This window comes from Vibrio syngnathi, from assembly GCF_002119525.1.
Taxonomy (GTDB): Bacteria; Pseudomonadota; Gammaproteobacteria; order Enterobacterales; family Vibrionaceae; genus Vibrio; species Vibrio syngnathi.
Genome location: NZ_CP017916.1, coordinates 2,325,663 through 2,348,747, shown reverse-complemented (window position 1 = coordinate 2,348,747; position 23,085 = coordinate 2,325,663). Strand labels below are relative to the sequence as shown.

Here is a 23,085-nt window from a genome sequence, read left to right as displayed (position 1 = left end):
TTTATACAAACACGGCCCGCGGAAAATCAGAATTGTTTTCTTTAGTCTTCAAGAAGCTTTTGAAGTAACACACCGTTGAGCATGGCGCGCTTAATCATGGCAAAGGCTCCCATCGTAGGATGTTTATCGATCTGTGATGCTACAATAGGCAGGCCGCTATGGAAAGCCGTTAACGACTGATTCTCTACATTGCGCTTAATTGCAGGGAAAACAATCTCTTGTGCCTTGGTAATATCACCAGCAATGATAACTTTCTGAGGGTTAAATAGGTTGATCGTCATCGCGATAGCCTTACCTAACTGGTTCCCTACTCGAACTAAGCTTTGCTTCGCGAGTTCATCGCCATTGATTGCGTGGTCACAAACATCTTGAATCGTAATATGTTCAAGTTCCGTTAAAGAGGATTCATAGCCTTGCTTAATGAGCTTCTGTACTCGATCAACAATGGCAGGGTTTGCCGCTACGGTTTCAAGACAACCGAAGTTACCACATTGGCATTGTTCACCTAGCGGATCAATTTGGATATGACCAATTTCTCCCACGTTACGGTTATGGCCTAAGAAAACCTGACCATTAACGATAATACCAGCACCGGTACCACGGTGAACACTGACCAAAATAGAATCTTGGCTGTCTTTACTTGCACCGAAGTAGTGCTCAGCAAGCGCCATTCCTCTAACGTCATTGCCGACGAAACAAGCCACATGGAAAGTGTCGCGAATAATGTCGCTCAATGCGAGGTTATCGATGTCCGTGTTTGGCATGTATTCAACGACACCGGTCGTTGGGTTAACCAAGCCAGGAAGAGTAACGCCAATAGCAATCAGTTGATCGATCTTTGGTTGGTGCTCAGCAATGAAGGCCTTCAAGTTATTGACCAAACCTTGGGTCAGGTCTGATTGGTCTGAATAATTCAGGTCTTGCTGTTGGAAAGCTAATTCACGACCACCAAGGTCATGAAGACTTATTTGAATATAGTCTCTACCTAAACGTACAGCGACAGAATGAAAAGGGTCGACTTCTGTGGTTAGGGATATCGCGCGTCTACCGCCAGTAGACGCTTGTTGCGCAACCTCTTTAATGAGGCCGCGCTCCAAAAGTTGGCGGGTAATTTTTGTAACACTTGCCGGTGCGAGTTGGCTTACATCAGCCACTTGTATACGACTGATAGGCCCTTGCTGATCTATTAGTCTGTATACCGCCGCACTGTTTAGTTGTTTAACTAAGTCTACGTTACCTATTTGTCCGCCATTCATACTTAATTGTGCTCGTATTGTCCATTAACAACAGTCGCTTTAACGTTAAAGTCTCGGTCAAATACAGCTAGGTTTGCAACCATGCCTTTTTTGATTCGACCTAGCTTGCTTTCTACACCGATAGCCGCAGCTGGGTATAGTGTAGCCATGCGAAGAGCTTCGTCTAAAGCGATACCAGCGTGCTCAACTGTATTCTGAACTGCTTCAATCATAGTCAGAGCCGAGCCGCCCAGTGTGCCGTTTTCATCAACACACTTACCATCTCGGTAATATACTTTCTTACCGACAAAAATAAAGTATTCCATGTCAGCACCTGCAGGAGCTGTGGCATCCGTCACTAATACTAACTTTTCTCCCTTGATTTTGTGCGCAATTCGGATGTTTGCGTAGTCAACGTGGAAGCCGTCGGCGATGATACCCGCATAAACTTCTGGCGTGTCGTAAATCGCGCCAACAACGCCAGGTTCACGACCGACCATAGGGGTCATTGCATTGAATAGGTGAGTGGCGAAAGTGATACCAGATTCGAAACTTTGGCGAGCTTCTGCGTAAGTCGCGTTTGTGTGGCCGATAGAAACGACAACGCCAGCTTTGTGTAGGCGTTCGATATGTTCTGGATCATTAAGCTCTGGAGCCAATGTTACTTTTGCAACAAGATCACTGTTCTCGCAAATCAGTTCAATCATTTCGCTGTCAGATTTACGAATGTGATCGACGCTGTGAATACCTTTTTTCGCAACGTTTAGGTATGGACCTTCAAGGTGCAGACCTAGAGATTGGTTTTGGTATTGGTTGTGGTATTCGCGAGCTGCAGTGATAACGGCACGCATATCTTCGTCTGAAGAGGTGATTAGCGTTGGCAAGAAACTTGTACAGCCTGATTTAAGGTTTGCTTCGTGCATGATCTGCATTGTTTCTGCCGTGATCTCATCGTTAAGCATTACACCGCCACAACCATTCAGTTGTAGGTCAATGAAACCCGGGCTTAGGTTTGCTCCGTTTAGATCGCGAACCTCGATTCCTTCTGGCAATTCAGAGATAGGACAGACTTTTTTGATCAGTTCATTTTCTATTACGACGGCATGATCGGTTAGAACATCACTACCAGTGTAAATTTTACAGTTACTTAGCGCGTACATAGTCAGCTAATCCTTATTTCGTGAGATCTTTTAAATTTGTTCGTTACCTAAATGTGGACTTAGTTTGCGAGCATCATTTACGTAACGATTTATCTTTTATGGGCGAACGGCTTAAAAATGGAAAGCTATTTAAGTTGTTGAAAAACATATAAACAATTGGTCTTTATTATACATTTAGGTTCATTGTTAATGATTATTCATAGGGTAATCTAAAGTTAGGAATATCATGTTTTTGCCTAATGATTAGATTTGAATTTTATCTATAAACGCTCATTTTTTTGAATGATAAAATAAGTTTTATGATCTCGCTAGCAAAAACCTCTGGATTTGGTAAAAACTGGTGATTAGGATCACAAATGGTAAGGTTTTAATTTGCGGGGCAAAATTAATTGAATACACTGAATAGGACTAAATTGAGCGACTAAAATAAGTTTCTCAAATGAATTTTAAAAAATCCTATAGGGGGATACAACTGGTGAATATTCTAGGATACGCACAGAAGCTAGGTAAGGCGTTAATGCTGCCTATCGCAACGCTACCGATTGCGGCATTGCTGCTACGTCTGGGTCAACCAGACTTACTCGATATCGCATTCATGGCATCTGCTGGTAACGCAATCTTCAGCCAACTACCATTGTTGTTTGGTTTGGGTATAGCTATTGGTCTTTCTAAAGACGGTAACGGCGCAGCAGGTCTTGCTGGTGCAGTTGCTTACTTTGTTCTGACTGCAACAGCAACAAACATCGATGCTAGTGTAAATATGTCATTCTTCGGCGGTATCTTTGCAGGTATCATCGCAGGTCACTCTTACAATGCATTCCACGCGACTCGTCTTCCAGAGTGGCTAGCATTCTTCTCTGGCAAACGTCTAGTTCCTATTATGGCTGGTCTGTTTGCTCTAGTTGCTGGCGCAATCTTTGGTGTTGTATGGCCTGCTGTTCAATCTGGTCTAGATGCACTGGCTCACGCAGTTTCAACGTCTGGCGCTATCGGTCAATTCGTTTACGGTACTCTTAACCGTGCACTTATCCCAGTAGGTCTACACCATGTACTGAACTCGTACTTCTGGTTCGGCATGGGATCTTGTCAAGAGATCGTAGTTGCTGCAGAAGGCTTCTCTCAACTTTGTGTTGACCCTGCACTAGCTAAAACTCTAGTTGTTGGTCAAGAGTACACATTTGAATTTGCTAACTCAGTTAACCCGGAAATTGTTGCAACTGTTAAAGAAGTAACTGAAACAGTTAAATCTGGCGACCTACACCGTTTCTTCGGTGGCGATAAAGGCGCTGGCGTATTCATGAACGGTTTCTTCCCTGTAATGATGTTCGGTCTACCAGGTGCTGCACTTGCAATGTACCTAGCTGCACCTGCTGAAAAACGTAGCCAAGTTGGTGGCGCACTGTTCTCAGTTGCATTCTGTTCATTCCTAACAGGTATCACAGAGCCGCTAGAATTCATGTTCGTATTCCTAGCTCCTGCTCTATACGCAATGCACGCTGTATTTACAGGTCTGTCTCTAGTAGTTGCAAACATGTTTGGTACTCTGCACGGTTTCGGTTTCTCTGCTGGTCTTATCGACTTCGTATTGAACTGGGGTCTAGCAACTAAACCATTCGTACTACTACTAATCGGTCTTGGCTTCGGTGCTCTATACTTCTTCACTTTCTCTTTCGCAATCCGCGCTTTCAACTTGAAATCGCCAGGTCGTGAAGATGATGACGAAGCTGTAGCAGCTCCTGCTGGCGACGCACCAAAAGGTGACGTTGCACGTCAATACCTGAAAGCTCTAGGTGGTCACGACAACCTAACTTCAATCGACGCTTGTATCACTCGTCTACGTCTAACTCTTAAAGACCGCTCTATCGCTGATGAAGTTGTTCTGAAGAAGCTTGGCGCTAAAGGTGTGGTTAAACTAGGTGAGAACAACCTACAGGTTATCCTAGGCCCACTAGCTGAAATCGTAGCTGGCGAAATGAAAGCTATCGGTGCAGGTGAAGACCTATCTGATGTAAAACTTCCATAGTAACGGAAGTGCTTAAATAAGAGGTATAATTACTCTTAAGTAAGTTTCAAATTGAAAGCCTCCCACACGGGAGGCTTTTTTGTGCCTACGGTTTAGGGGCAACGAACACGGTTCGTTCTATTCTTCATCGAATAGCAGAAATAATCGCAATTAACGGACGGTTCTTATTGTGCAAAGGCTAAGAATTGTGGATGATTAGCAACAATGATCTTTCTATCTTAGACTAGCGCTATAAGTGGCCGTTTTCTTGGAGACGAAAGATAACTTTCTCTGACAATACTAAATACATAGAGGTGCTATAGATGAGTGAAGCTGAGGCTCGTCCATCGAATTTCATTCGCCAAATTATTGATAAAGATTTAGCGGATGGTACACACAGTAGCGTGCATACTCGTTTCCCGCCGGAGCCAAATGGCTACCTGCACATTGGTCACGCTAAATCTATTTGCTTGAACTTTGGTATTGCTCAGGACTACCAGGGACAATGTAATCTTCGTTTCGATGATACAAACCCTGAAAAAGAAGACGTTGAATACGTTGAGTCAATTAAGAATGATGTAAGCTGGTTAGGCTTCGAATGGTCTGGTGATATTTGTTACTCATCAAACTACTTCGATACGCTTTACGCTTATGCTGTGGAATTAATTAATAAAGGCTTAGCGTATGTTGACGAGCTAAGTCCTGATCAAATCCGTGAGTACCGTGGCACGCTAAAAGAGCCAGGTAAAGCGAGCCCATACCGTGACCGTAGCCCTGAAGAGAACCTAGCGTTGTTTGAAAAAATGCGTGACGGTGGCTTTGAAGAAGGTAAAGCATGTCTACGTGCTAAGATCGACATGAGCTCTTCATTCATGGTTATGCGCGATCCTGTTATCTACCGTGTTCGTTTTGCTCACCACCATCAAACGGCTGATAAGTGGTGCATTTACCCAATGTACGACTTCACTCACTGTATTTCTGATGCACTGGAAGGTATTACGCACTCTATCTGTACGCTTGAATTCCAAGATAACCGTCGTTTGTACGATTGGGTTCTAGATAACATCACGATTGATTGCCAACCTCGTCAGTACGAGTTTAGCCGTCTGAATCTTGAATACACGGTAATGTCGAAGCGTAAGCTGAACCAACTTGTGGTTGAAAACCTAGTTGAAGGTTGGGATGATCCACGTATGCCAACAATCTCTGGTTTGCGTCGTCGTGGCTTCACTTCAAGTTCGATTCGCGAATTCTGTAAACGTATTGGTGTGACTAAGCAAGAGAACATGATTGAGTTCGGCTCACTTGAATCTTGTATCCGTGATGATCTGAACGAAAATGCACCTCGTGCAATGGCTGTTCTTGACCCTATCAAGGTCGTGATTGAAAACTACGACGCTGATACAGTAGAAACACTGACAGTGGCAAACCACCCGAACAAGCCAGAAATGGGGACTCGTGAAGTTCCATTTACACGTGAAGTTTGGATTGAGCGTGACGACTTCCGTGAAGAAGCAAACAAAAAGTACAAGCGTTTGGTTCTAGGTAAAGAAGTTCGTCTACGTGGCGCTTACGTGATCAAAGCTGAACGTATCGAAAAAGATGCAGAAGGCAATATTACGACTATCTTCTGTTCTTACGACAACGAAACACTCGGTAAGAACCCTGCAGATGGCCGTAAAGTGAAAGGCGTTATCCATTGGGTATCGGCTGATAAAGCACTGCCTGCTGAGATTCGTTTGTACGATCGTCTATTCACAGTGCCAAACCCAGCTGCTGCTGATGACTTCGCTGCAACGCTAAACCCTGAATCACTTGTTACGCTAAATGGTTTTGTTGAACCTAGCCTAGTAGAAGGTGTTGCAGAACAAGCGTACCAGTTTGAACGTACAGGCTACTTCTGTGTGGATTCGAAAGACTCTAATGCAGACGCGCTAGTATTCAACCGCACGGTTGGCCTACGTGACACTTGGGGTAAAACCGAAGCTTAATGGCTCAGTTTTCTCAGTTTTGTTTTTCTTAGCTCTGTATCTCAAAGCTTAGTTTCTCAAGATGTACTTAATAAAAAACCGGCCTAGAGCCGGTTTTTTGTATCTGGATAAAATAACAAATTGTGGACCAAGCTACTGTGATTCTTAATACAGTGTCAGCCCTAATAAAAACGCCGGCCTAGGCCAGCGTTTTGTGTTACTTCTTCGCTTTATGTGCGTCTGGGTTGCCTTTGCAATCCCCAGTGATGCTTTTACCATACAGATACAAACTGTGGTTAGTTAGCTGTACATTGTAGCGTTGAGCGATTTCTTTTTGTCTTTCTTCGATAAGATCATCAGAGAATTCGATAACTTCACCGCAGTCTAAACATACTAGGTGATCGTGGTGATGCTGTGTTGAAAGTTCAAATACAGACTTACCACCTTCAAAGTGGTGACGAGTTACAATGCCTGCATCATCGAATTGGTTCAGTACGCGATAAACGGTCGCAAGACCAATCTCTTCACCTAAGTCGATCAGCTTTTTATATAAATCTTCAGCACTAATATGTTGGCAGTCTGGTTGTTGTAATACTTCTAAAATTTTGAGCCGTGGGAGGGTCACTTTAAGACCAGCATCTTTTAGCGCTTGATTATTGTCTGACATATACTTTCCTGTTGATGATCTGCAGCAATTAACAGAATTCAATATTAATACCATTATAGTTTAGTCAGGCATAACAATAAACCACGAACTTCAAAGGGTTACTCACTGACATCACAATCTGTTTTGTAAATTAGAAGTATCTCACTTATAGTGGAGGTACGACCAGTAAAGGTGGCGGTATTTTTTGATATGAACATGGATTGTTGTTATGAATAAGCAACTCGCAAAAATATATAAACCTAACATTGTAAAATTTGCTCTCAATATTTGGCCACCTTTCTGGGGGGCCGGGATTAAGATAGCTCACATTAGCGCTGATTTTAGGGTTGTTAAGACGGTACTTAAGTTACGTTGGTGGAATAAGAACGCCAATCGTACTCAATATGGCGGCAGTATCTTTTCTCTTACCGATCCCGTTTATTCATTGATGTTAATGGGGATTTTAGGTGAGCGGTATTATGTTTGGGATAAAGAGGCGAGTATTAACTTTATCAAGCCGGGTCAATCCGACTTGTATGCAGATTTTGAGATAAGCCAAGGGCAACTTGAGGATATCTACCGTCAGACACAGCTTGGTGAGAAGTGTTTCCCCGAATTTATCATCCACGTTAAAGATAAGCAGGGGAATGTGGTTTCGGAAATTCAGAGAACCCTGTATGTGAGAAAGAAGCCACAATTTAGAGATGATGACGAAGCATTAGAAGCTGAGTGTTGATTGATAAACATTGAATTGCAAAAAACCTCCCATAAGGAGGTTTTTTCATATCTACATAACTGTCATTAATTGTAACAATTAACAACCGCTAATGAATTAGTCTTCTAGCTCTGCTAGGCACATCTCTTCGTGGATTTGTTTAACCCAGTTAGATACACGCTCATCAGTCAGCTCTGGTTGACGGTCTTCATCGATACATAGACCAACGAATTGGCTGTCGTCACCTTCAACTAAACCTTTCGATGCTTCGAACTCGTAGCCTTCAGTCGACGTGTGACCTAGGATAGTACCGCCTTTCGCTTCAACGATATCACGGATAGTACCCATAGCATCGCAGAAGTATTCTGCGTAATCTTCTTGGTCGCCACAACCAAAAATAGCAACAAGCTTAGTTGAGAAATCAATAGCTTCTAGCTCAGGGAAAAAGTCATCCCAATCACATTGTGCTTCGCCGTAGTACCACGTAGGGATACCAAGCAGCAGCAGATCGAAGTTATCGATATCTTCTTTGCTGCTTTTTGCAATGTCTTGAACTTGAACGAGCTGCTTGCCCAATTGCTTTTGAATCATCTTAGCAACAGCTTCAGTGTTACCTGTATCACTACCAAAGAAGAGACCTACACTTGCCATAGAATCATTACCTTTCATTTTGTCTGTTGTCGGTGTAATAAAGTTCGGAGGAAATCGTTAGATTCCAGTTCCTTCCCAGCTTAGTTGGATTATCCCTTTTGCGATAAAACCTGCGCAGCCAAGGAAAAGTACTAACCATACGATACGACGACCAAATGCAGGAACATTTCCCTGCTTTAGAACGTCTTTAATTGCCATTCCGATTAGAAAGAAAATCGCGGCAAACAGAAGATCTAAACCAACAGATTCAATGATGTTCATGTAGTCGTAAAGCATGGGAACCTTATATACCAAATTTGCTTGGGCGCACTATATCACTGTTGTGGGATAAAGTTAATCTGCTGTGATTACACAGCTCTCATTTATATCGACAAATTAACCTATCTAAGCGATGAATTTTCTTATTGCACGGAGCACTTCAGCGGGCTTTTCCGCGTGTAGCCAATGTCCAGTATTGGCGATAACATGTGCCTTTACGTTGGAAAATTGCTGTTGAACGGCGGTTTGATGCTCAGCTGTCAGATAATCTGAGGCACCACCCTTGATTAGCAAGGTTTTGACCGAGGTTTTCTCGATTGGTTCCCAACCAATAATTTGTGGATAGTTGCTTAATAGCGAGGCAACGTTGAAACGCCATTCCATGATACCTTGCTCTGATTTGAACAAAGATTTAGTTAAGAACTGGCGAACCCCATCAATCTCGATATGTTTTGCGAGGATTTTAAGCGCCTCTGAGCGTGAGGTCGGTTTTTCTTCTACCACAGCTTGTAGGCCTGCGAATACGTTGTCGTGTCGACTTTGAGTGTACGCGACAGGCGCCATATCCAAGACAATCAATTTGTGCAGCGCAAGATGTTGCGTCAGTGCCATCGCCACTTTGCCACCCATCGAGTGACCAATCACAGTAACACCGTCTAACTCAAGATCATTCAGCAGTTGAGCCACATCTTTTGCCATAGCTTGATAATTATGAGTGTCACTATGGAAAGATTGCCCGTGGTTGCGTAGATCGATGCTAAGTACTTGATGATCGGCTTTTAGATCCCTAGCCAGCAAGCCAAGGTTGTCCAAATTACCGAATAATCCATGGATCAAAACAATGGTGTGACCCTCACCTTCAATTTTATAGTTGAGCTGTACTGACATTTTTATCTTATTCATGGTGGGTTTGACGTAGAGTATCCGCGCGGATCTCGCTATAATCCCCCAGAGTTTAAACATTGAGATTGTGAAAAGCGAATGAAAACAATTGAGGTTGATGAGGACCTATACCGTTTTATTGCGGGTCAGACAGAACGTATTGGCGAAAGCGCTTCAGATATTCTGCGCCGCTTGTTACTGGTTGATAACCAAGGCACGGCTCCGATCGAAGAGATCGTTGAGCCAAAAGGTATCGTTGTTAGCAAAGAGGTAGGCTTTACTCCAGAGAAGTTCGATGGCGTTAAAGAAATGCGCTCACTACTAATATCAGATGAGTTTGCATCACTAAAGAAAGCCATTGATCGTTTCATGCTTGTGTTATCAACACTGCATAAAATCGACCCTTTAAGCTTTTCAGAAGCAACTCAAGTAAAAGGCCGTAAGCGTGTTTACTTTGCAGACAACGAAGCGACGTTGTTAGCAAACGGCAACACAACTAAGCCTAAAGCTATTCCACAAAGTCCTTTTTGGGTTATTACGAATAACAACACAAGCCGTAAAAGACAGATGGTTGAGCAGCTTATGAGTCGCATGAGTTTCCAGGCAGAATTGATAGAAAAAGTAACAGGTTCAATTTAACGAAATCTGATTTAAACCTCATAATATCCATGGCTAAGAAGATATTATGGGGTTTTTTTGTTTTTAAATTTTATATAAGGATGTCGATAATGGCTATGCACCCTCGTGCCGGGCAGAAAGCTCAGCAGGAAGATCTTCATAATATCCCGGCTTTAGTTGCAAACTATTTCTTACAGCAACCGGATGCTACTAACCCAGATCACAAAGTACTGTTCGGTACTTCAGGTCACCGCGGTACAGCAGACAAATCAACATTTAATGAAAACCACATTCTAGCAATCGCACAAGCGGTGGCTGAAGTTCGTGCCGATCAAGGTACTACTGGTCCACTTTTTTTAGGTAAAGATACTCACGCTCTATCTGAGCCTGCTTTCTCTACAGTTATTGAAGTGCTAGTTGCAAACGGCGTTGAAGTTATCGTTCAAGAAAACAATGGCTTTACACCAACACCTGGTATCTCACACGCGATTCTTACGCATAACCTAGTGAATGACAAAAAAGCCGACGGCATTGTTATCACGCCTTCGCATAACCCACCACAAGACGGTGGTATTAAATACAACCCAACACACGGTGGCCCTGCTGAAGCTGAGCTAACTCAAGCGATTGAAGATCGTGCGAATGTTATCATTGCCGAGCAAATGCAAGGTGTTAAGCGCACTCCTATCGCACAGGCTAAACAGTCTGAGCTAGTGAAAGAAGTTGATTTAGTTGCTCCTTACGTTGCTGACTTGGTTAATGTGGTTGATATGGAAGCGATCCAGAAAGCAAACATCAAAATTGGTGTTGATCCACTGGGTGGTAGTGGTATCGATTACTGGCGTCAAATTGGTAAAGCGTACAACCTAGATCTTACTTTGGTAAGTGAAGCGGTTGATCCTTCGTTCCAATTTATGTCTCTAGACAAAGATGGTGTTGTTCGTATGGATTGTTCTTCTCCGTACGCAATGGCAGGCTTACTGGCGCTTAAAGATGACTATCAACTAGCGTTTGGTAACGACCCTGATTACGATCGCCACGGCATTGTTACGCCAAAAGGCTTGATGAATCCAAACCACTTCCTAGCAGTGTGTATTGATTATCTATATCGCAACCGTGAAGGTTGGGGTAAAGACGTTGCTGTTGGTAAAACATTGGTATCAAGTGCATTGATTGACCGTGTTGTTGCTGACTTAGGTCGCGAACTTTGTGAAGTGCCAGTTGGTTTCAAATGGTTCGTTGATGGCTTATACAACGGTCAGTTTGGTTTCGGTGGCGAAGAGAGTGCGGGTGCATCTTTCTTACGTAAAGACGGAACGCCTTGGTCAACAGATAAAGATGGCCTCATTCTTTGCCTACTTGCGGCTGAGATCACAGCAGTAACGGGTAAGAATCCACAAGAATACTACGAAGAGCTCGCTGCTAAACATGGCGAATCTAAGTACAACCGTATTCAAGCGGTAGCGAATGGTGCACAAAAAGACGTGCTGAAGAAGCTATCTCCAGAGATGGTTTCGGCTGAAACACTTGCTGGCGATGTGATTACTGCTCGCTTAACGCATGCTCCAGGTAATGGTGCTGCAATTGGCGGCCTAAAAGTGACGACTGAAAACGGTTGGTTTGCTGCTCGTCCATCAGGAACTGAAGATATCTATAAGATCTACTGTGAAAGCTTTAAAGGTGAAGAGCACCTGAAAGCAATCGAAGCAGAAGCTCAAGAGATTGTTAATCAAGTATTTGCAGCTGCTGGCCTATAATCGAATACAGATTAGTAGAGTCATAAAATAAACAGTGAAAGGGTTGATGTGAAAGCATCAGCCCTTTTTTTGTTTGTCTGTGAGTAAATGGCCTAAGACTAAATCAACTCAATGGCTGAATGGATTAGCCGTGTGGCCAGCTTTGTGGCATCACAAACCAAAATTGCCCTGATTTGGTTTGCCCATGAACAAAGCGATCACCAAACTCGGTGATAGGTTCATCGCTAAAATCATCAGTGCCAGCCGCCCATTGTTCTTTGGTGAGAGGGTAGAGCACTTCAGTAATTAAATGGGCCTGATTTTGGTAGCACCAATAGCCGTTTACTTGGCTCGGGTTAATATCGTAGCCCAAGCATTTTGTCGGTACGTTTTGCTCAAAGAAAGGGTTTGTATATAGACGACCTTGCATGAGGAGGTGTTTTGAGTCGACATCGATCTCTGGATATTGTTCAACAAAGGCAGTTGAAGACGACATACCCAGCTGGTGGGTGAGCATCCTGTTTAACTTCTTATCTAATTGGTCATGCGAGTTAGGGCCAAACCATGTCTGTTCATGGAGAAGATAAAATTTAATCGCCACTTCCCAATGTTGTAGCTTTTGGTTGCTCTCTTTTTCGAGAATAAAGTCGATAGCACCTAGCGTTCTACCTTCAACATTAATTTGAATCTCATCGTACTTGACCGAATAATCAGGTGAGGCTTCAATGACTTGTTCACATAGATGCTGGTAGAGGAAACCTAACCTTGGGTTTCCGTTATAAGTGTGTGATGAGTCGATGGCATGGGTGCTTAAGAATGCACCAAGATCGGAAACGGGTGGTTTGATTTCCAGTAATGGCGGTGAGTCGATGACCCATTGGTAAAAACGTTGCAGTGCTGTCATCGGTTCCTCATAAACTTCAATCATCTGCTTTTCATCAACAGATCCGTTTTTCATAAACGTAGCTCTATATAAACATAACCCTGGGGCTTTCGACATTCTACCCGTAAATTGATATAACGACGTTATTATAAAGTTAAGCTGGAAAGAAAAATGAATAACTTACAATTAGAAAAGCTACTTAACGAAAAACTGCAGCCACAGCAGATTAAAGATTACTGCCCGAATGGCTTGCAGGTTGAAGGTGCGCCAGAAGTAAAGCGTATCGTTACTGGTGTGACAGCTTCTCAAGCCTTGATTGACAGAGCTGTAGAGCTGAATGCAGACGCTTTGCTCGTACATCATGGTTTTTTCTGGAAAGGTGAGTCAGAAGCGATTCGTGGCATGAAGGGCAAGCGCATTCGTACTCTGATTAAAAATGATATTAACCTTTTAGGTTATCACTTGCCGCTTGATATCCATCCTGAGCTGGGCAACAACGCGAAACTGGCGGAGTTACTTGATATCGAAGTCGAAGGCGGTCTGGAAGGGCATCCACAATCGGTTGCGATGTTTGGCAAGTTGAGTGCGCCAATGACAGGTGCAGAGTTCGCAGAAAAAATCGACCAAGTTCTGAATCGTAAGCCACTGCATATTGCTCCAGAAAACCAAAACAAAATGATTACGACTGTCGGTTGGTGTACTGGTGGTGGTCAAGACTACATTGAGTTAGCGGCTTCTCAAGGCATTGATGCATTTATCTCTGGTGAGATTTCAGAGCGCACAACTTATTCAGCACGTGAGCAAGATATCCATTACTTTGCTGCAGGGCACCATGCGACTGAGCGATACGGTGTGAAGGCATTAGGTGAGTGGCTAGCGAAGGAGCATGGTTTGGATGTTGAGTTTATTGATATCGATAATCCGGTATAAGAACAGATACGAGATGAGGGATACGAGTCGAGTGTATGCGTCATTCCCTAGACTGACGAAGGAAGGAGTCGGGAATCCCTAAAAGCTTGCCGATACAATTAGTGAGATCCCCAACTCGCTAGTCCCTCACTCTTGAGGATGACGGAGTTGAGAGCATATAAAAGAAAAGGGTTGATGTTAATACATCAACCCTTTTTGATTTCAATCGATTAGAAAAGTTTAAACTTTACTATTCGCGCTCGTGTAGAGCTTGGAAATCACGCTGCTCTTCACCAGTGTACAACTGACGAGGACGACCGATACGGTTCGTCGGATCGCTGTGCATTTCGTTCCAGTGTGCAATCCAACCGATAGTACGAGACATCGCAAAGATTACTGTGAACATTGATACAGGAATGCCAATCGCTTTCAGAATGATACCTGAGTAGAAATCTACGTTCGGGTATAGTTTCTTCGATACAAAGTACTCATCAGAAAGAGCTATGCGCTCAAGTTCCATTGCTACGTCAAGTAGTGGATCTTGAATGTTCAGTTCTTTAAGTACTTCGTGGCACGCTTCGCGCATTACCGTTGCACGTGGATCGTAGTTCTTGTAAACACGGTGACCGAAGCCCATTAGGCGGAATGGGTCATCTTTGTCTTTTGCTTTTGCAACGTATTCTTCAATGTTGTCTACGCTGCCGATCTCTTCCAGCATCATTAGACAAGCTTCGTTAGCACCGCCGTGAGCAGGACCCCACAAAGAAGCGATACCAGCTGCAATACAAGCAAATGGGTTTGCACCTGAAGAACCAGCTAGACGAACTGTTGACGTTGAAGCATTTTGTTCGTGATCTGCGTGTAACGTAAAGATTTTGTCCATTGCGCGAGCAACAACAGGGTTTACTTCATATTCTTCACATGGATTTGCATACATCATGTGTAGGAAGTTTTCTGCGTAGCCTAGGTCATTGCGCGGGTAGATAAACGGTTGACCGATAGAATATTTGTAACACATTGCAGCCAGTGTCGGCATCTTAGAAATTAGGCGATATGCCGCAATTTCACGGTGTGTGTCGTTATTAACATCTAATGAATCATGATAGAACGCCGCAAGCGCACCTACCACGCCACACATAACAGCCATAGGGTGAGCGTCGCGACGGAAGCCGTGGAAGAAACTAGCGATTTGCTCGTGAACCATGGTGTGACGTGTAACCGTTGTCTTAAATTCTTCGTATTGAGCTCGAGAAGGAGCTTCGCCGTATAAAAGAATGTAACAAACTTCTAAGTAATCAGCATTATTGGCCAGTTGATCAATTGGATAACCACGGTGTAGAAGGATACCTTTTCCACCGTCAATATAAGTGATTTGCGATTCACAAGATGCAGTGGCAAGAAAACCAGGATCAAAAGTGAAAAAACCATTAGAACCCAGTGTACGAACGTCGATGACTGGAGTACCAAGTACACCTTCTGTAATCGGCAATTCGATCGGCGCTTGACCTTCAATATGAAGGGTAGCTTTCTTATCCGCCATAACAATCTCCTTTGTTATTATTAATCCGTCCAGGATGTTTATGTGCCATTTTTTTACTGGTCTTACGTCAGAAAGTCAATTTTTCTGCAGCTTTGTGTGCACTTGTTAGTGTTTTTTACATTAAATTCGTTAAAAGTCTGTGCTGTGTAGCATTATTTGTTGCATCAATTGTATTAGAATGTTGCCAGCCGTATAGTGGCGCTGAAAAGTTTGGTTAAAACCTTATAAATGCAAGGCTAAGAAGAAATGTGAGGTGTCTTCGGAAACCTGGCTGTTAACAATTATTTTACAATTATCTAAGGCTCAACTTACGTTATTTGTTAAGTTAATGTTAAATTTTGAGGGTTTGCAATCAAATTTTGTCCATAACAATACATAAGGTTATTTAATGACCATCATGCTCAATGGAGCTGAGTGAGCGAGCCCGTGAAAGAAAGAAAGACAAGACCTGTTAATTTAGATTTACAGACCATCCACTTTCCTATCACAGCAATAGCTTCCATCCTACACCGTGTGTCTGGGGTGATTACTTTTGTTGCGATCGGAATTCTGCTTTGGTTACTATCCATTTCCCTCTCTTCCCCTGTAGGCTTTATGGAAGCTAGCGACATTGTCGACGGTTTCTTCGTGAAGTTTATTCTGTGGGGCATTTTAACCGCTTTGGCTTACCACATTGCTGGTGGTATTCGTCACCTTCTTATGGACCTTGGTCACTTTGAAGAGCTGGAATCTGGCGCTAAGAGCGCGAAGGTTGCATTCGCAGCAACAGCGGTATTGTCTCTACTAGCGGGGATCTTAGTATGGTAAACAACGTTTCTACTTTTGGTCGTAATGGTGTGCATGATTATCTATTGATTCGTGCAACAGCCATCATTATGACACTTTACACTATCTACCTAGTGAGCTTCTGTGCTTTCTCTGGTGATATTTCTTACGCATCTTGGACGCAATTCTTTGGTGGTACTTTCACTAAAGTCTTCACCATGTTAGCGCTTACTTCAATTTTGGTTCACGCGTGGATCGGCTTGTGGCAAGTACTAACTGACTACATCAAATGTGCAAAATTGCGCGTTGGTCTTCAAGTCGGTGTTGTTGCGGTTCTTCTAGGATATTTCTTCTCTGGTCTGTTTATTTTGTGGGGTGCGTAAGTGACTATTCCTGTTCGTGAGTTTGATGCTGTAGTAATTGGCGCTGGTGGTGCTGGTATGCGCGCCGCGCTACAAATTTCTGAGCAAGGCCTATCTTGTGCGTTGCTTTCTAAAGTTTTCCCAACTCGTTCTCATACTGTATCTGCGCAAGGTGGTATCACCGTTGCTCTTGGTAATGCGCATGAAGATCACTGGGAACAACACATGTACGATACGGTAAAAGGTTCCGATTACATCGGCGACCAAGATGCTATCGAATACATGTGTAAAAATGGCCCTGAGTCGGTTATCGAATTAGAAAAAATGGGTCTTCCATTTTCTCGTTTTGATAACGGCAGTATTTACCAACGTCCGTTTGGTGGCCAATCTAAGAATTTTGGTGGTGAGCAAGCGGCTCGTACCGCAGCGGCAGCTGACCGTACTGGTCACGCACTGCTACACACGCTTTACCAGCAAAACATCAAGCATAAAACTACTGTGTTCTCTGAGTGGTATGCACTGGATCTTGTTAAAAACGAAGATGGTGCAATCTTAGGTACTACCGCGCTTTGTATGGAGACGGGCGAGGTTTGCTACTTCAAAGCGAAGGCAACAATCCTTGCTACTGGTGGTGCTGGTCGTATTTACGCTTCTACAACCAATGCACACATCAACACTGGTGACGGTGTTGGTATGGCGATCCGTGCTGGCGTTCCAATGCAAGACATCGAAATGTGGCAGTTCCACCCAACGGGTATCGCTGGCGCAGGTGTTTTGGTAACAGAAGGTTGTCGTGGTGAAGGTGGTTACCTTCTCAATAAAGACGGCGAGCGCTTCATGGAACGTTATGCTCCGAATGCTAAAGATTTAGCAGGTCGTGATGTGGTAGCTCGTTCGATGATGGTTGAGATTCGTGAAGGTCGTGGTTGTGATGGTCCATGGGGTCCACACATCAAGCTGAAACTCGATCACCTAGGTAAAGAGACGCTTGAATCTCGTCTACCGGGTGTATGTGAGCTTTCTCGTACGTTCGCTCACGTTGATCCTGTTAAAGAACCAATTCCTGTAATCCCAACGTGTCACTACATGATGGGTGGTGTTCCTACACAGGTTTCTGGTCAAGCAATTAAACAAACTGAAGACGGTACAGACGTTGAAATTCAAGGTCTATTCGCTTGTGGCGAAATCGCTTCAGTATCCGTACACGGTGCAAACCGTCTAGGTGGCAACTCGCTACTTGATTTGGTTGTATTCGGTCGTGCGACAGGTCTTCACCTTGGTGAGACTTTGAACAAGCAAGCTGAAGCAAAACCTGCAACTGAAGCCGACATTGAACGTTCACTAGAGCGCTACAATCGTTGGGAAAACAGTACTGACGGTGAAGACCCTGCGGTAATTCGTAAAGATCTTCAGCAATGTATGCAGAACAACTTCTCTGTATTCCGTGAAGGTAAAGCGATGGCTGACGGCTTAGAAGAGCTGAAAGTGATTCGTGAGCGTCTTAAAAATGCACACCTTTCAGACAAGTCGACTGAGTTCAACACGCAACGTATTGAGTGTTTAGAGCTGGAAAACTTGATGGAAACGGCATTTGCAACCGCGGTTGCAGCAAACTTCCGTACAGAGAGTCGTGGAGCGCATGCTCGTTTCGACTTCCCAGATCGTGATGATGAGCAATGGCTATGCCATTCACTGTACAACCCTGAATCAGAAAGTATGACTAAGCGTGGCGTGAACATGGAACCTATCCATCGTGAAGCATTCCCGCCGAAAGCACGTACGTACTAAGGAGATATGACCATGAAACTGAATTTCTCTTTATACCGTTACAACCCAGATGTGGACCAGAAGCCTTACATGAAAGAGTACACCCTAGAGGTGGAAGAAGGTTCTGACATGATGCTTTTGGACGCGCTTATTCTTTTGAAAGAGCAAGATCCAACGATTTCATTCCGTCGCTCATGCCGTGAAGGTGTATGTGGTTCTGATGGTTTGAACATGAATGGTAAAAACGGATTGGCGTGTATCACGCCACTGTCTGCACTTTCTGGCCAAGATAAGATCGTAATCCGCCCACTTCCAGGTTTGCCTGTTGTGCGTGATTTAATCGTAGACATGACTCAGTTCTACGATAACTACGAAAAAGTTAAGCCGTTCTTAGTGTCTGATGGCAATGTGCCACCGGCTCGTGAAAACCTACAAAGCCCTGATGAGCGAGCTCATTTAGATGGTTTGTATGAATGTATTATGTGTGCATGTTGTACGACTTCATGCCCATCATTCTGGTGGAATCCAGATAAGTTCATCGGACCAGCTGGCCTACTTGCAGCATACCGTTGGCTAATAGATAGCCGAGATACGGCGACAGACGAACGTCTGTCCGATCTTGATGATGCATTTAGCGTTTTTCGTTGCCATGGCATAATGAATTGTGTAAGTGTTTGTCCTAAGGGATTAAATCCGACGAAAGCGATTGGTCACATTAAGACCATGCTAGTGAATCGTTCGGTTTAAGTTATATAAAAATTGCCGCCCTAGAAGTTTTGGGGCGGCCTTTTAATAGCTCGGCATAGACCGCAGCAAACGTGAAAACTACTGGTTAAGGGAAAATATGCACAACGGCGTGATGAAGGCATGGCTCGAGTCTTCACACTTGGCTGGCGCCAATGCAACGTACGTAGAAGAACTCTATGAACTGTATCTTAGTGACCCCGATTCGGTAAGTGACGAATGGAGAAGCGTTTTTGAAGAACTGCCTGTGCAAGCTTCAGAAGCGGTGGAACAACCACACTCTCGTGTTCGTGAATACTTCCGTCGACTCGCTCAAGAAACAAAGCATTACAGTGTCCAAGTTAGTGATCCAGATGTCGATGCGAAACAAGTAAAGGTTCTGCAACTTATTAATGCCTATCGATTCCGAGGGCATCAATCAGCAAATCTAGACCCCCTAGGTTTATGGGAAAGAGATACAGTCGCTGAACTGGACCCTTCTTTCCACACTCTTACCGAAGAAGACCTCAACGAGACGTTTAACGTCGGCTCTTATGCCATTGGCCAAGAGACGATGGTGCTTAAAGATCTCTACAAATCTCTAAAGCAAACTTATTGTGGTTCGATTGGTGCTGAATATATGCACATGACTAATACAGAACAAAAGCGTTGGATCCAACAACGTTTAGAGTCTGTATCTGGTCAACCGTCTTTCAATAAAGAAGAAAAGCAAGCTTTCCTAGAAGAGCTAACGGCTGCTGAAGGTCTTGAGCGCTATCTTGGTGCGAAATTCCCTGGTGCAAAACGCTTCTCTTTGGAAGGTGGTGATGCTCTTATCCCAATGACGAAAGAAATCATTCGTCATGCAGGTGGACAAGGCATGCGTGAAGTTGTTGTTGGTATGGCTCACCGTGGTCGTCTAAACATGCTGGTCAATGTGCTTGGTAAAAAGCCACAAGACCTGTTTGACGAATTTGCGGGCAAGCACAGCGATGATTCATGGGGTACTGGTGATGTGAAATACCACCAAGGTTTCTCTGCGGATTTCGCAACCCCAGGCGGCAACGTTCACTTAGCACTTGCATTTAACCCATCTCACTTAGAAATCGTAAACCCGGTAGTTATCGGTTCAGTACGTGCTCGACAAGATCGTCTAGACGATAAAGACGGCAGCCGTGTACTTCCAATTACTATCCACGGTGATTCAGCTATCGCTGGTCAGGGTGTAGTGCAAGAGACGTTTAACATGTCTCAAGCGCGTGGTTTCTGTGTCGGTGGTACGGTTCGTATCGTTGTAAACAACCAAGTTGGTTTTACGACGTCTAACCCTCGCGATACACGTTCTACGATGTACTGTACAGATATCGCGAAGATGGTTCAGGCTCCGATTTTCCACGTTAATTCTGATGATCCAGAAGCGGTTGCGTTCGTAGCGCGTCTTGCATTGGATTACCGTAATACCTTCAAGCGTGATGTTGTTATTGATTTGGTTTGTTACCGTCGCCACGGTCACAACGAAGCCGATGAGCCGAATGCAACACAGCCTTTGATGTACCAAAAAATCAAGAAGCATCCAACACCACGTAAGCTTTACGCTGACGTGCTAATGGAGCGCGGTGAGTTTGGTATTGATACGGCAACTCAACTGGTTAACGAATATCGTGATGCACTTGATCACGGTGAAGTTGTGGTTAAAGAGTGGCGCCCAATGGCACTTCACTCTGTGGACTGGTCTCCTTACCTAGGTCACGACTGGAACATCGAGTGGGACAATAAGATTGATATCGAGCGCCTGAAAGAGCTTGGTACTAAACTTTGCCAATACCCAGACAGCCACAAGCTGCAAAGCCGAGTAAATAAACTGTACAACGATCGAACTGCCATGGTGAATGGTGAGAAACAAGTCGATTGGGGTATGGCTGAAACTCTGGCTTACGCAACACTTGTTGACGACGGTAAGCGTATTCGTATCTCTGGCCAAGATTCAGGTCGTGGTACGTTCTTCCACCGTCACTCAGTACTGCACAATCAATCAGATGCAAGCACGTATGTTCCTCTTGCGAACATTCATGATAAACAAGGGCCATTCCAAGTATTTGACTCTGTGTTATCTGAAGAAGCGGTACTCGCATTTGAGTATGGTTATGCAACAGCAGAACCAAGCGGTCTCACCCTTTGGGAAGCACAATTTGGTGATTTCGCAAACGGTGCACAAGTTGTAATCGACCAATTCATTTCGTCAGGTGAGCAAAAGTGGGCACGTTTATGTGGTCTAACTATGCTGCTTCCTCACGGCTATGAAGGCCAAGGCCCAGAGCACTCATCTGCACGTCTTGAACGTTACCTTCAATTATGTGCTGAACAAAACATGCAGGTTGTTGTTCCTTCAACACCCGCTCAGGTTTACCACATGATTCGCCGTCAGGTTGTTCGACCAATGCGTCGACCACTGATTGTAATGTCACCTAAGTCATTGCTTCGTCACCCTCTGTGTACTTCTTCTCTTGAAGATTTGGCAGAAGGCACGTTCCAACCAGCTATCGCAGAAATTGATGATCTGGCACCTGAGAACGTAAAACGCGTCGTGTTCTGTTCAGGTAAGGTTTACTTTGACCTGCTTGACCAAAGACGTAAGAACGAGCAAGACGATGTCGCTATTGTACGTATTGAGCAACTGTACCCGTTCCCTTATGAGGACGTGAGAGCAGCCATCGCACAATACACAAATGTAGTCGATTACGTTTGGTGTCAAGAAGAGCCACAAAACCAAGGTGCTTGGTACAGTAGCCAACATAATTTCCGAGCTGCTATCCCAGTGGGTGCTGATATTCAATACGCAGGTCGTCCTGCATCAGCATCACCAGCTGTTGGCTATATGTCGGTACACTTGAAACAACAAAAGGCGTTAGTTGACGACGCTTTGACCCTACTTAAGAACTAGAAGTAAAAGGAAAATACGCACATGACAATTGAAATTCTGGTTCCAGATTTACCTGAATCTGTGGCTGATGCAACAGTTGCTACTTGGCACAAAAAACCGGGCGAAGCGGTTGCACGTGATGAAGTCATTGTAGATATCGAAACAGATAAAGTAGTTCTAGAAGTACCGGCTCCTGAAGCGGGTGTTCTAGAAGCTATCATTGAAGAAGAGGGTGCTACGGTACTTTCTAAGCAGCTTCTGGCTAAAATCAAGCCTGGTGCTGTCGCTGGTGAACCAACGAAAGACACGACTGAAGATACAGAAGCTTCTCCTGATAAACGCCACAAAGCGGCGCTAACAGAAGAGAGCAACGATGCACTAAGCCCTGCTGTTCGTCGTCTTCTTGCAGAACACAATCTACAACCAGCTGACGTTAAAGGCACTGGTGTTGGTGGTCGTATTACTCGTGAAGACATTGACGCACACCTAGCAGCAGCGAAAGCGGCTCCGGCAGCAGCCTCTGCACCAGCAGTTGAAGCGCCAGCAGCGGCTCGTAGCCAAAAACGCGTGCCTATGACTCGCCTACGTAAGACAGTTGCAAACCGTCTTCTAGAAGCGAAGAACAGCACAGCAATGCTGACTACTTTCAACGAAGTGAACATGAAGCCAATCATGGACCTTCGTAAGCAGTACAAAGACCAATTCGAGAAGCGTCATGACACGCGTCTTGGCTTCATGTCTTTCTACGTGAAGGCAGTAACAGAAGCGCTAAAACGTTTCCCAGAAGTGAACGCTTCTATTGATGGTACAGATATCGTTTACCACAACTACTTCGACATCAGCATGGCAGTATCAACGCCACGTGGTCTAGTGACTCCAGTGCTGAAAGACTGTGACACGCTAGGTTTCGCTGATATCGAAAAAGGCATCAAAGAGCTAGCAATCAAAGGCCGTGACGGCAAGCTAACTGTTGATGAGCTGATGGGCGGTAACTTCACTATCACAAACGGTGGTGTATTTGGTTCTCTAATGTCTACGCCAATCATCAACCCGCCTCAAGCGGCAATTTTGGGTATGCACAAAATCCAAGACCGTCCAATGGCCGTTGATGGCAAGGTAGAGATTCTACCAATGATGTACCTAGCGCTTTCTTACGACCACCGTCTAATCGATGGCCGTGAATCAGTTGGCTTCCTAGTGACTATCAAAGAGCTACTAGAAGATCCTGCACGTCTGTTATTAGACGTTTAGTATCTCTAAAACGTCTAGTTAACCCCGTTAGCTAGACGTAAAAAGTTTCAAAGGCTAGGCTGCTCAACGTCTGGCCTTCACTTGAACTGTAA

20 protein-coding genes are annotated in these 23,085 nt (G+C 44.3%); 12 read left to right on the top strand and 8 right to left on the bottom strand.

What is annotated here, in order from left to right; translation table 11 throughout:
• Positions 1–41: 41 nt before the first annotated feature.
• Positions 42–1,256, bottom strand: a complete 1,215-nt coding sequence (gene nagC, locus K08M4_RS10660) for a DNA-binding transcriptional regulator NagC (RefSeq protein WP_086049837.1) — start codon at positions 1,254–1,256, stop codon at positions 42–44.
• 2 nt (positions 1,257–1,258) lie between these two features.
• Complete coding sequence (gene nagA, locus K08M4_RS10655) at positions 1,259–2,395, bottom strand: N-acetylglucosamine-6-phosphate deacetylase (protein WP_017100869.1); 1,137 nt, start codon at positions 2,393–2,395, stop codon at positions 1,259–1,261.
• A 475-nt stretch (positions 2,396–2,870) separates the two neighbouring features.
• Between nagA and nagE the strand changes: the two genes are divergently transcribed.
• Together nagE and glnS are read left to right on the top strand one after the other, a co-directional pair.
• Entirely contained in the window at positions 2,871–4,418 is a 1,548-nt protein-coding gene (gene nagE, locus K08M4_RS10650; RefSeq protein WP_086049836.1) for an N-acetylglucosamine-specific PTS transporter subunit IIBC, read from the top strand.
• Between the two features lie 302 nt (positions 4,419–4,720).
• Positions 4,721–6,388, top strand: coding sequence for a glutamine--tRNA ligase (gene glnS, locus K08M4_RS10645; protein WP_086049835.1), 1,668 nt, complete (start codon positions 4,721–4,723; stop codon positions 6,386–6,388).
• Positions 6,389–6,584: 196 nt separating this feature from the next.
• Here glnS and fcrX read toward each other — a convergent pair whose 3' ends face one another.
• Positions 6,585–7,034, bottom strand: coding sequence for a ferric iron uptake transcriptional regulator FcrX (gene fcrX / locus K08M4_RS10640; RefSeq protein ID WP_004734226.1), 450 nt, complete (start codon positions 7,032–7,034; stop codon positions 6,585–6,587).
• A 208-nt stretch (positions 7,035–7,242) separates the two neighbouring features.
• Between fcrX and K08M4_RS10635 the strand changes: the two genes are divergently transcribed.
• Positions 7,243–7,749, top strand: coding sequence for a DUF4442 domain-containing protein (locus K08M4_RS10635; RefSeq protein ID WP_086049834.1), 507 nt, complete (start codon positions 7,243–7,245; stop codon positions 7,747–7,749).
• A 96-nt stretch (positions 7,750–7,845) separates the two neighbouring features.
• Here the strand turns inward: K08M4_RS10635 and fldA are convergent, their stop codons facing one another.
• The 3 genes from fldA to K08M4_RS10620 form a co-directional block, all read right to left on the bottom strand.
• A complete protein-coding gene (fldA, locus tag K08M4_RS10630; RefSeq protein WP_009847329.1) occupies positions 7,846–8,379 on the bottom strand; it encodes a flavodoxin FldA in 534 nt (177 codons plus the stop codon).
• Positions 8,380–8,436: 57 nt separating this feature from the next.
• Entirely contained in the window at positions 8,437–8,655 is a 219-nt protein-coding gene (locus K08M4_RS10625) for a DUF2788 domain-containing protein (protein ID WP_009847328.1), read from the bottom strand.
• A gap of 108 nt (positions 8,656–8,763) precedes the next feature.
• Positions 8,764–9,525, bottom strand: a complete 762-nt coding sequence (locus K08M4_RS10620) for an alpha/beta fold hydrolase (RefSeq protein WP_086049833.1) — start codon at positions 9,523–9,525, stop codon at positions 8,764–8,766.
• Between the two features lie 93 nt (positions 9,526–9,618).
• Here K08M4_RS10620 and seqA point away from each other — a divergent pair, with 93 nt between their 5' ends.
• Together seqA and pgm are read left to right on the top strand one after the other, a co-directional pair.
• Positions 9,619–10,158, top strand: coding sequence for a replication initiation negative regulator SeqA (gene seqA / locus K08M4_RS10615; RefSeq protein WP_086049832.1), 540 nt, complete (start codon positions 9,619–9,621; stop codon positions 10,156–10,158).
• Positions 10,159–10,247: 89 nt separating this feature from the next.
• Positions 10,248–11,894, top strand: coding sequence for a phosphoglucomutase (alpha-D-glucose-1,6-bisphosphate-dependent) (gene pgm, locus K08M4_RS10610; RefSeq protein WP_086049831.1), 1,647 nt, complete (start codon positions 10,248–10,250; stop codon positions 11,892–11,894).
• A 124-nt stretch (positions 11,895–12,018) separates the two neighbouring features.
• Here pgm and K08M4_RS10605 read toward each other — a convergent pair whose 3' ends face one another.
• Positions 12,019–12,777 carry a DUF1853 family protein gene (locus tag K08M4_RS10605; protein ID WP_086050426.1) on the bottom strand — a complete coding sequence of 253 codons (759 nt, stop codon included), beginning with the start codon at positions 12,775–12,777 and terminating at the stop codon, positions 12,019–12,021.
• Between the two features lie 150 nt (positions 12,778–12,927).
• On the opposite strand from K08M4_RS10605, the gene K08M4_RS10600 reads away from it, so the two are divergent.
• Positions 12,928–13,686 (top strand): Nif3-like dinuclear metal center hexameric protein, encoded by a 759-nt coding sequence (locus tag K08M4_RS10600; protein WP_086049830.1) that lies wholly within the window; start codon positions 12,928–12,930, stop codon positions 13,684–13,686.
• Positions 13,687–13,915: 229 nt separating this feature from the next.
• On the opposite strand, the gene K08M4_RS10595 is transcribed toward K08M4_RS10600, so the two are convergent.
• Complete coding sequence (locus K08M4_RS10595; protein ID WP_004734217.1) at positions 13,916–15,205, bottom strand: citrate synthase; 1,290 nt, start codon at positions 15,203–15,205, stop codon at positions 13,916–13,918.
• A 414-nt stretch (positions 15,206–15,619) separates the two neighbouring features.
• On the opposite strand from K08M4_RS10595, the gene sdhC reads away from it, so the two are divergent.
• The 6 genes from sdhC to odhB all read left to right on the top strand — a co-directional run bounded on the left by sdhC (position 15,620) and on the right by odhB (position 22,993).
• Positions 15,620–16,012, top strand: coding sequence for a succinate dehydrogenase cytochrome b556 subunit (gene sdhC, locus K08M4_RS10590; RefSeq protein WP_012604532.1), 393 nt, complete (start codon positions 15,620–15,622; stop codon positions 16,010–16,012).
• Positions 16,006–16,353 carry a succinate dehydrogenase, hydrophobic membrane anchor protein gene (gene sdhD / locus K08M4_RS10585; protein ID WP_004734215.1) on the top strand — a complete coding sequence of 116 codons (348 nt, stop codon included), beginning with the start codon at positions 16,006–16,008 and terminating at the stop codon, positions 16,351–16,353. The genes sdhC and sdhD overlap by 7 nt, the downstream gene beginning before the upstream one ends.
• Entirely contained in the window at positions 16,354–18,120 is a 1,767-nt protein-coding gene (sdhA, locus tag K08M4_RS10580) for a succinate dehydrogenase flavoprotein subunit (protein WP_009847321.1), read from the top strand.
• Between the two features lie 12 nt (positions 18,121–18,132).
• On the top strand, positions 18,133–18,846 hold the full coding sequence (locus tag K08M4_RS10575; protein WP_009847320.1) for a succinate dehydrogenase iron-sulfur subunit: 714 nt from the start codon (positions 18,133–18,135) through the stop codon (positions 18,844–18,846).
• A gap of 97 nt (positions 18,847–18,943) precedes the next feature.
• Complete coding sequence (sucA, locus tag K08M4_RS10570; RefSeq protein WP_012604529.1) at positions 18,944–21,763, top strand: 2-oxoglutarate dehydrogenase E1 component; 2,820 nt, start codon at positions 18,944–18,946, stop codon at positions 21,761–21,763.
• A 21-nt stretch (positions 21,764–21,784) separates the two neighbouring features.
• Positions 21,785–22,993, top strand: coding sequence for a 2-oxoglutarate dehydrogenase complex dihydrolipoyllysine-residue succinyltransferase (gene odhB / locus K08M4_RS10565; RefSeq protein ID WP_009847318.1), 1,209 nt, complete (start codon positions 21,785–21,787; stop codon positions 22,991–22,993).
• Positions 22,994–23,085 lie beyond the last annotated feature (92 nt).

Excerpts from the sequence above, each read along its gene's own strand:
- sucA (WP_012604529.1), top strand. The coding sequence starts at position 18,944 with ATGCACAACGGCGTGATGAAGGCATGGCTCGAGTCTTCACACTTGGCT.
- K08M4_RS10620 (WP_086049833.1), bottom strand. The coding sequence starts at position 9,525 with ATGTCAGTACAGCTCAACTATAAAATTGAAGGTGAGGGTCACACCATT.
- seqA (WP_086049832.1), top strand. The coding sequence starts at position 9,619 with ATGAAAACAATTGAGGTTGATGAGGACCTATACCGTTTTATTGCGGGT.
- sdhD (WP_004734215.1), top strand. The coding sequence starts at position 16,006 with ATGGTAAACAACGTTTCTACTTTTGGTCGTAATGGTGTGCATGATTAT.
- fcrX (WP_004734226.1), bottom strand. The coding sequence starts at position 7,034 with ATGTCAGACAATAATCAAGCGCTAAAAGATGCTGGTCTTAAAGTGACC.
- glnS (WP_086049835.1), top strand. The coding sequence starts at position 4,721 with ATGAGTGAAGCTGAGGCTCGTCCATCGAATTTCATTCGCCAAATTATT.
- pgm (WP_086049831.1), top strand. The coding sequence starts at position 10,248 with ATGGCTATGCACCCTCGTGCCGGGCAGAAAGCTCAGCAGGAAGATCTT.
- nagC (WP_086049837.1), bottom strand. The coding sequence starts at position 1,256 with ATGAATGGCGGACAAATAGGTAACGTAGACTTAGTTAAACAACTAAAC.
- odhB (WP_009847318.1), top strand. The coding sequence starts at position 21,785 with ATGACAATTGAAATTCTGGTTCCAGATTTACCTGAATCTGTGGCTGAT.
- K08M4_RS10625 (WP_009847328.1), bottom strand. The coding sequence starts at position 8,655 with ATGCTTTACGACTACATGAACATCATTGAATCTGTTGGTTTAGATCTT.
- K08M4_RS10595 (WP_004734217.1), bottom strand. The coding sequence starts at position 15,205 with ATGGCGGATAAGAAAGCTACCCTTCATATTGAAGGTCAAGCGCCGATC.
- nagA (WP_017100869.1), bottom strand. The coding sequence starts at position 2,395 with ATGTACGCGCTAAGTAACTGTAAAATTTACACTGGTAGTGATGTTCTA.
- K08M4_RS10605 (WP_086050426.1), bottom strand. The coding sequence starts at position 12,777 with ATGACAGCACTGCAACGTTTTTACCAATGGGTCATCGACTCACCGCCA.
- K08M4_RS10600 (WP_086049830.1), top strand. The coding sequence starts at position 12,928 with ATGAATAACTTACAATTAGAAAAGCTACTTAACGAAAAACTGCAGCCA.
- K08M4_RS10635 (WP_086049834.1), top strand. The coding sequence starts at position 7,243 with ATGAATAAGCAACTCGCAAAAATATATAAACCTAACATTGTAAAATTT.
- K08M4_RS10575 (WP_009847320.1), top strand. The coding sequence starts at position 18,133 with ATGAAACTGAATTTCTCTTTATACCGTTACAACCCAGATGTGGACCAG.
- fldA (WP_009847329.1), bottom strand. The coding sequence starts at position 8,379 with ATGGCAAGTGTAGGTCTCTTCTTTGGTAGTGATACAGGTAACACTGAA.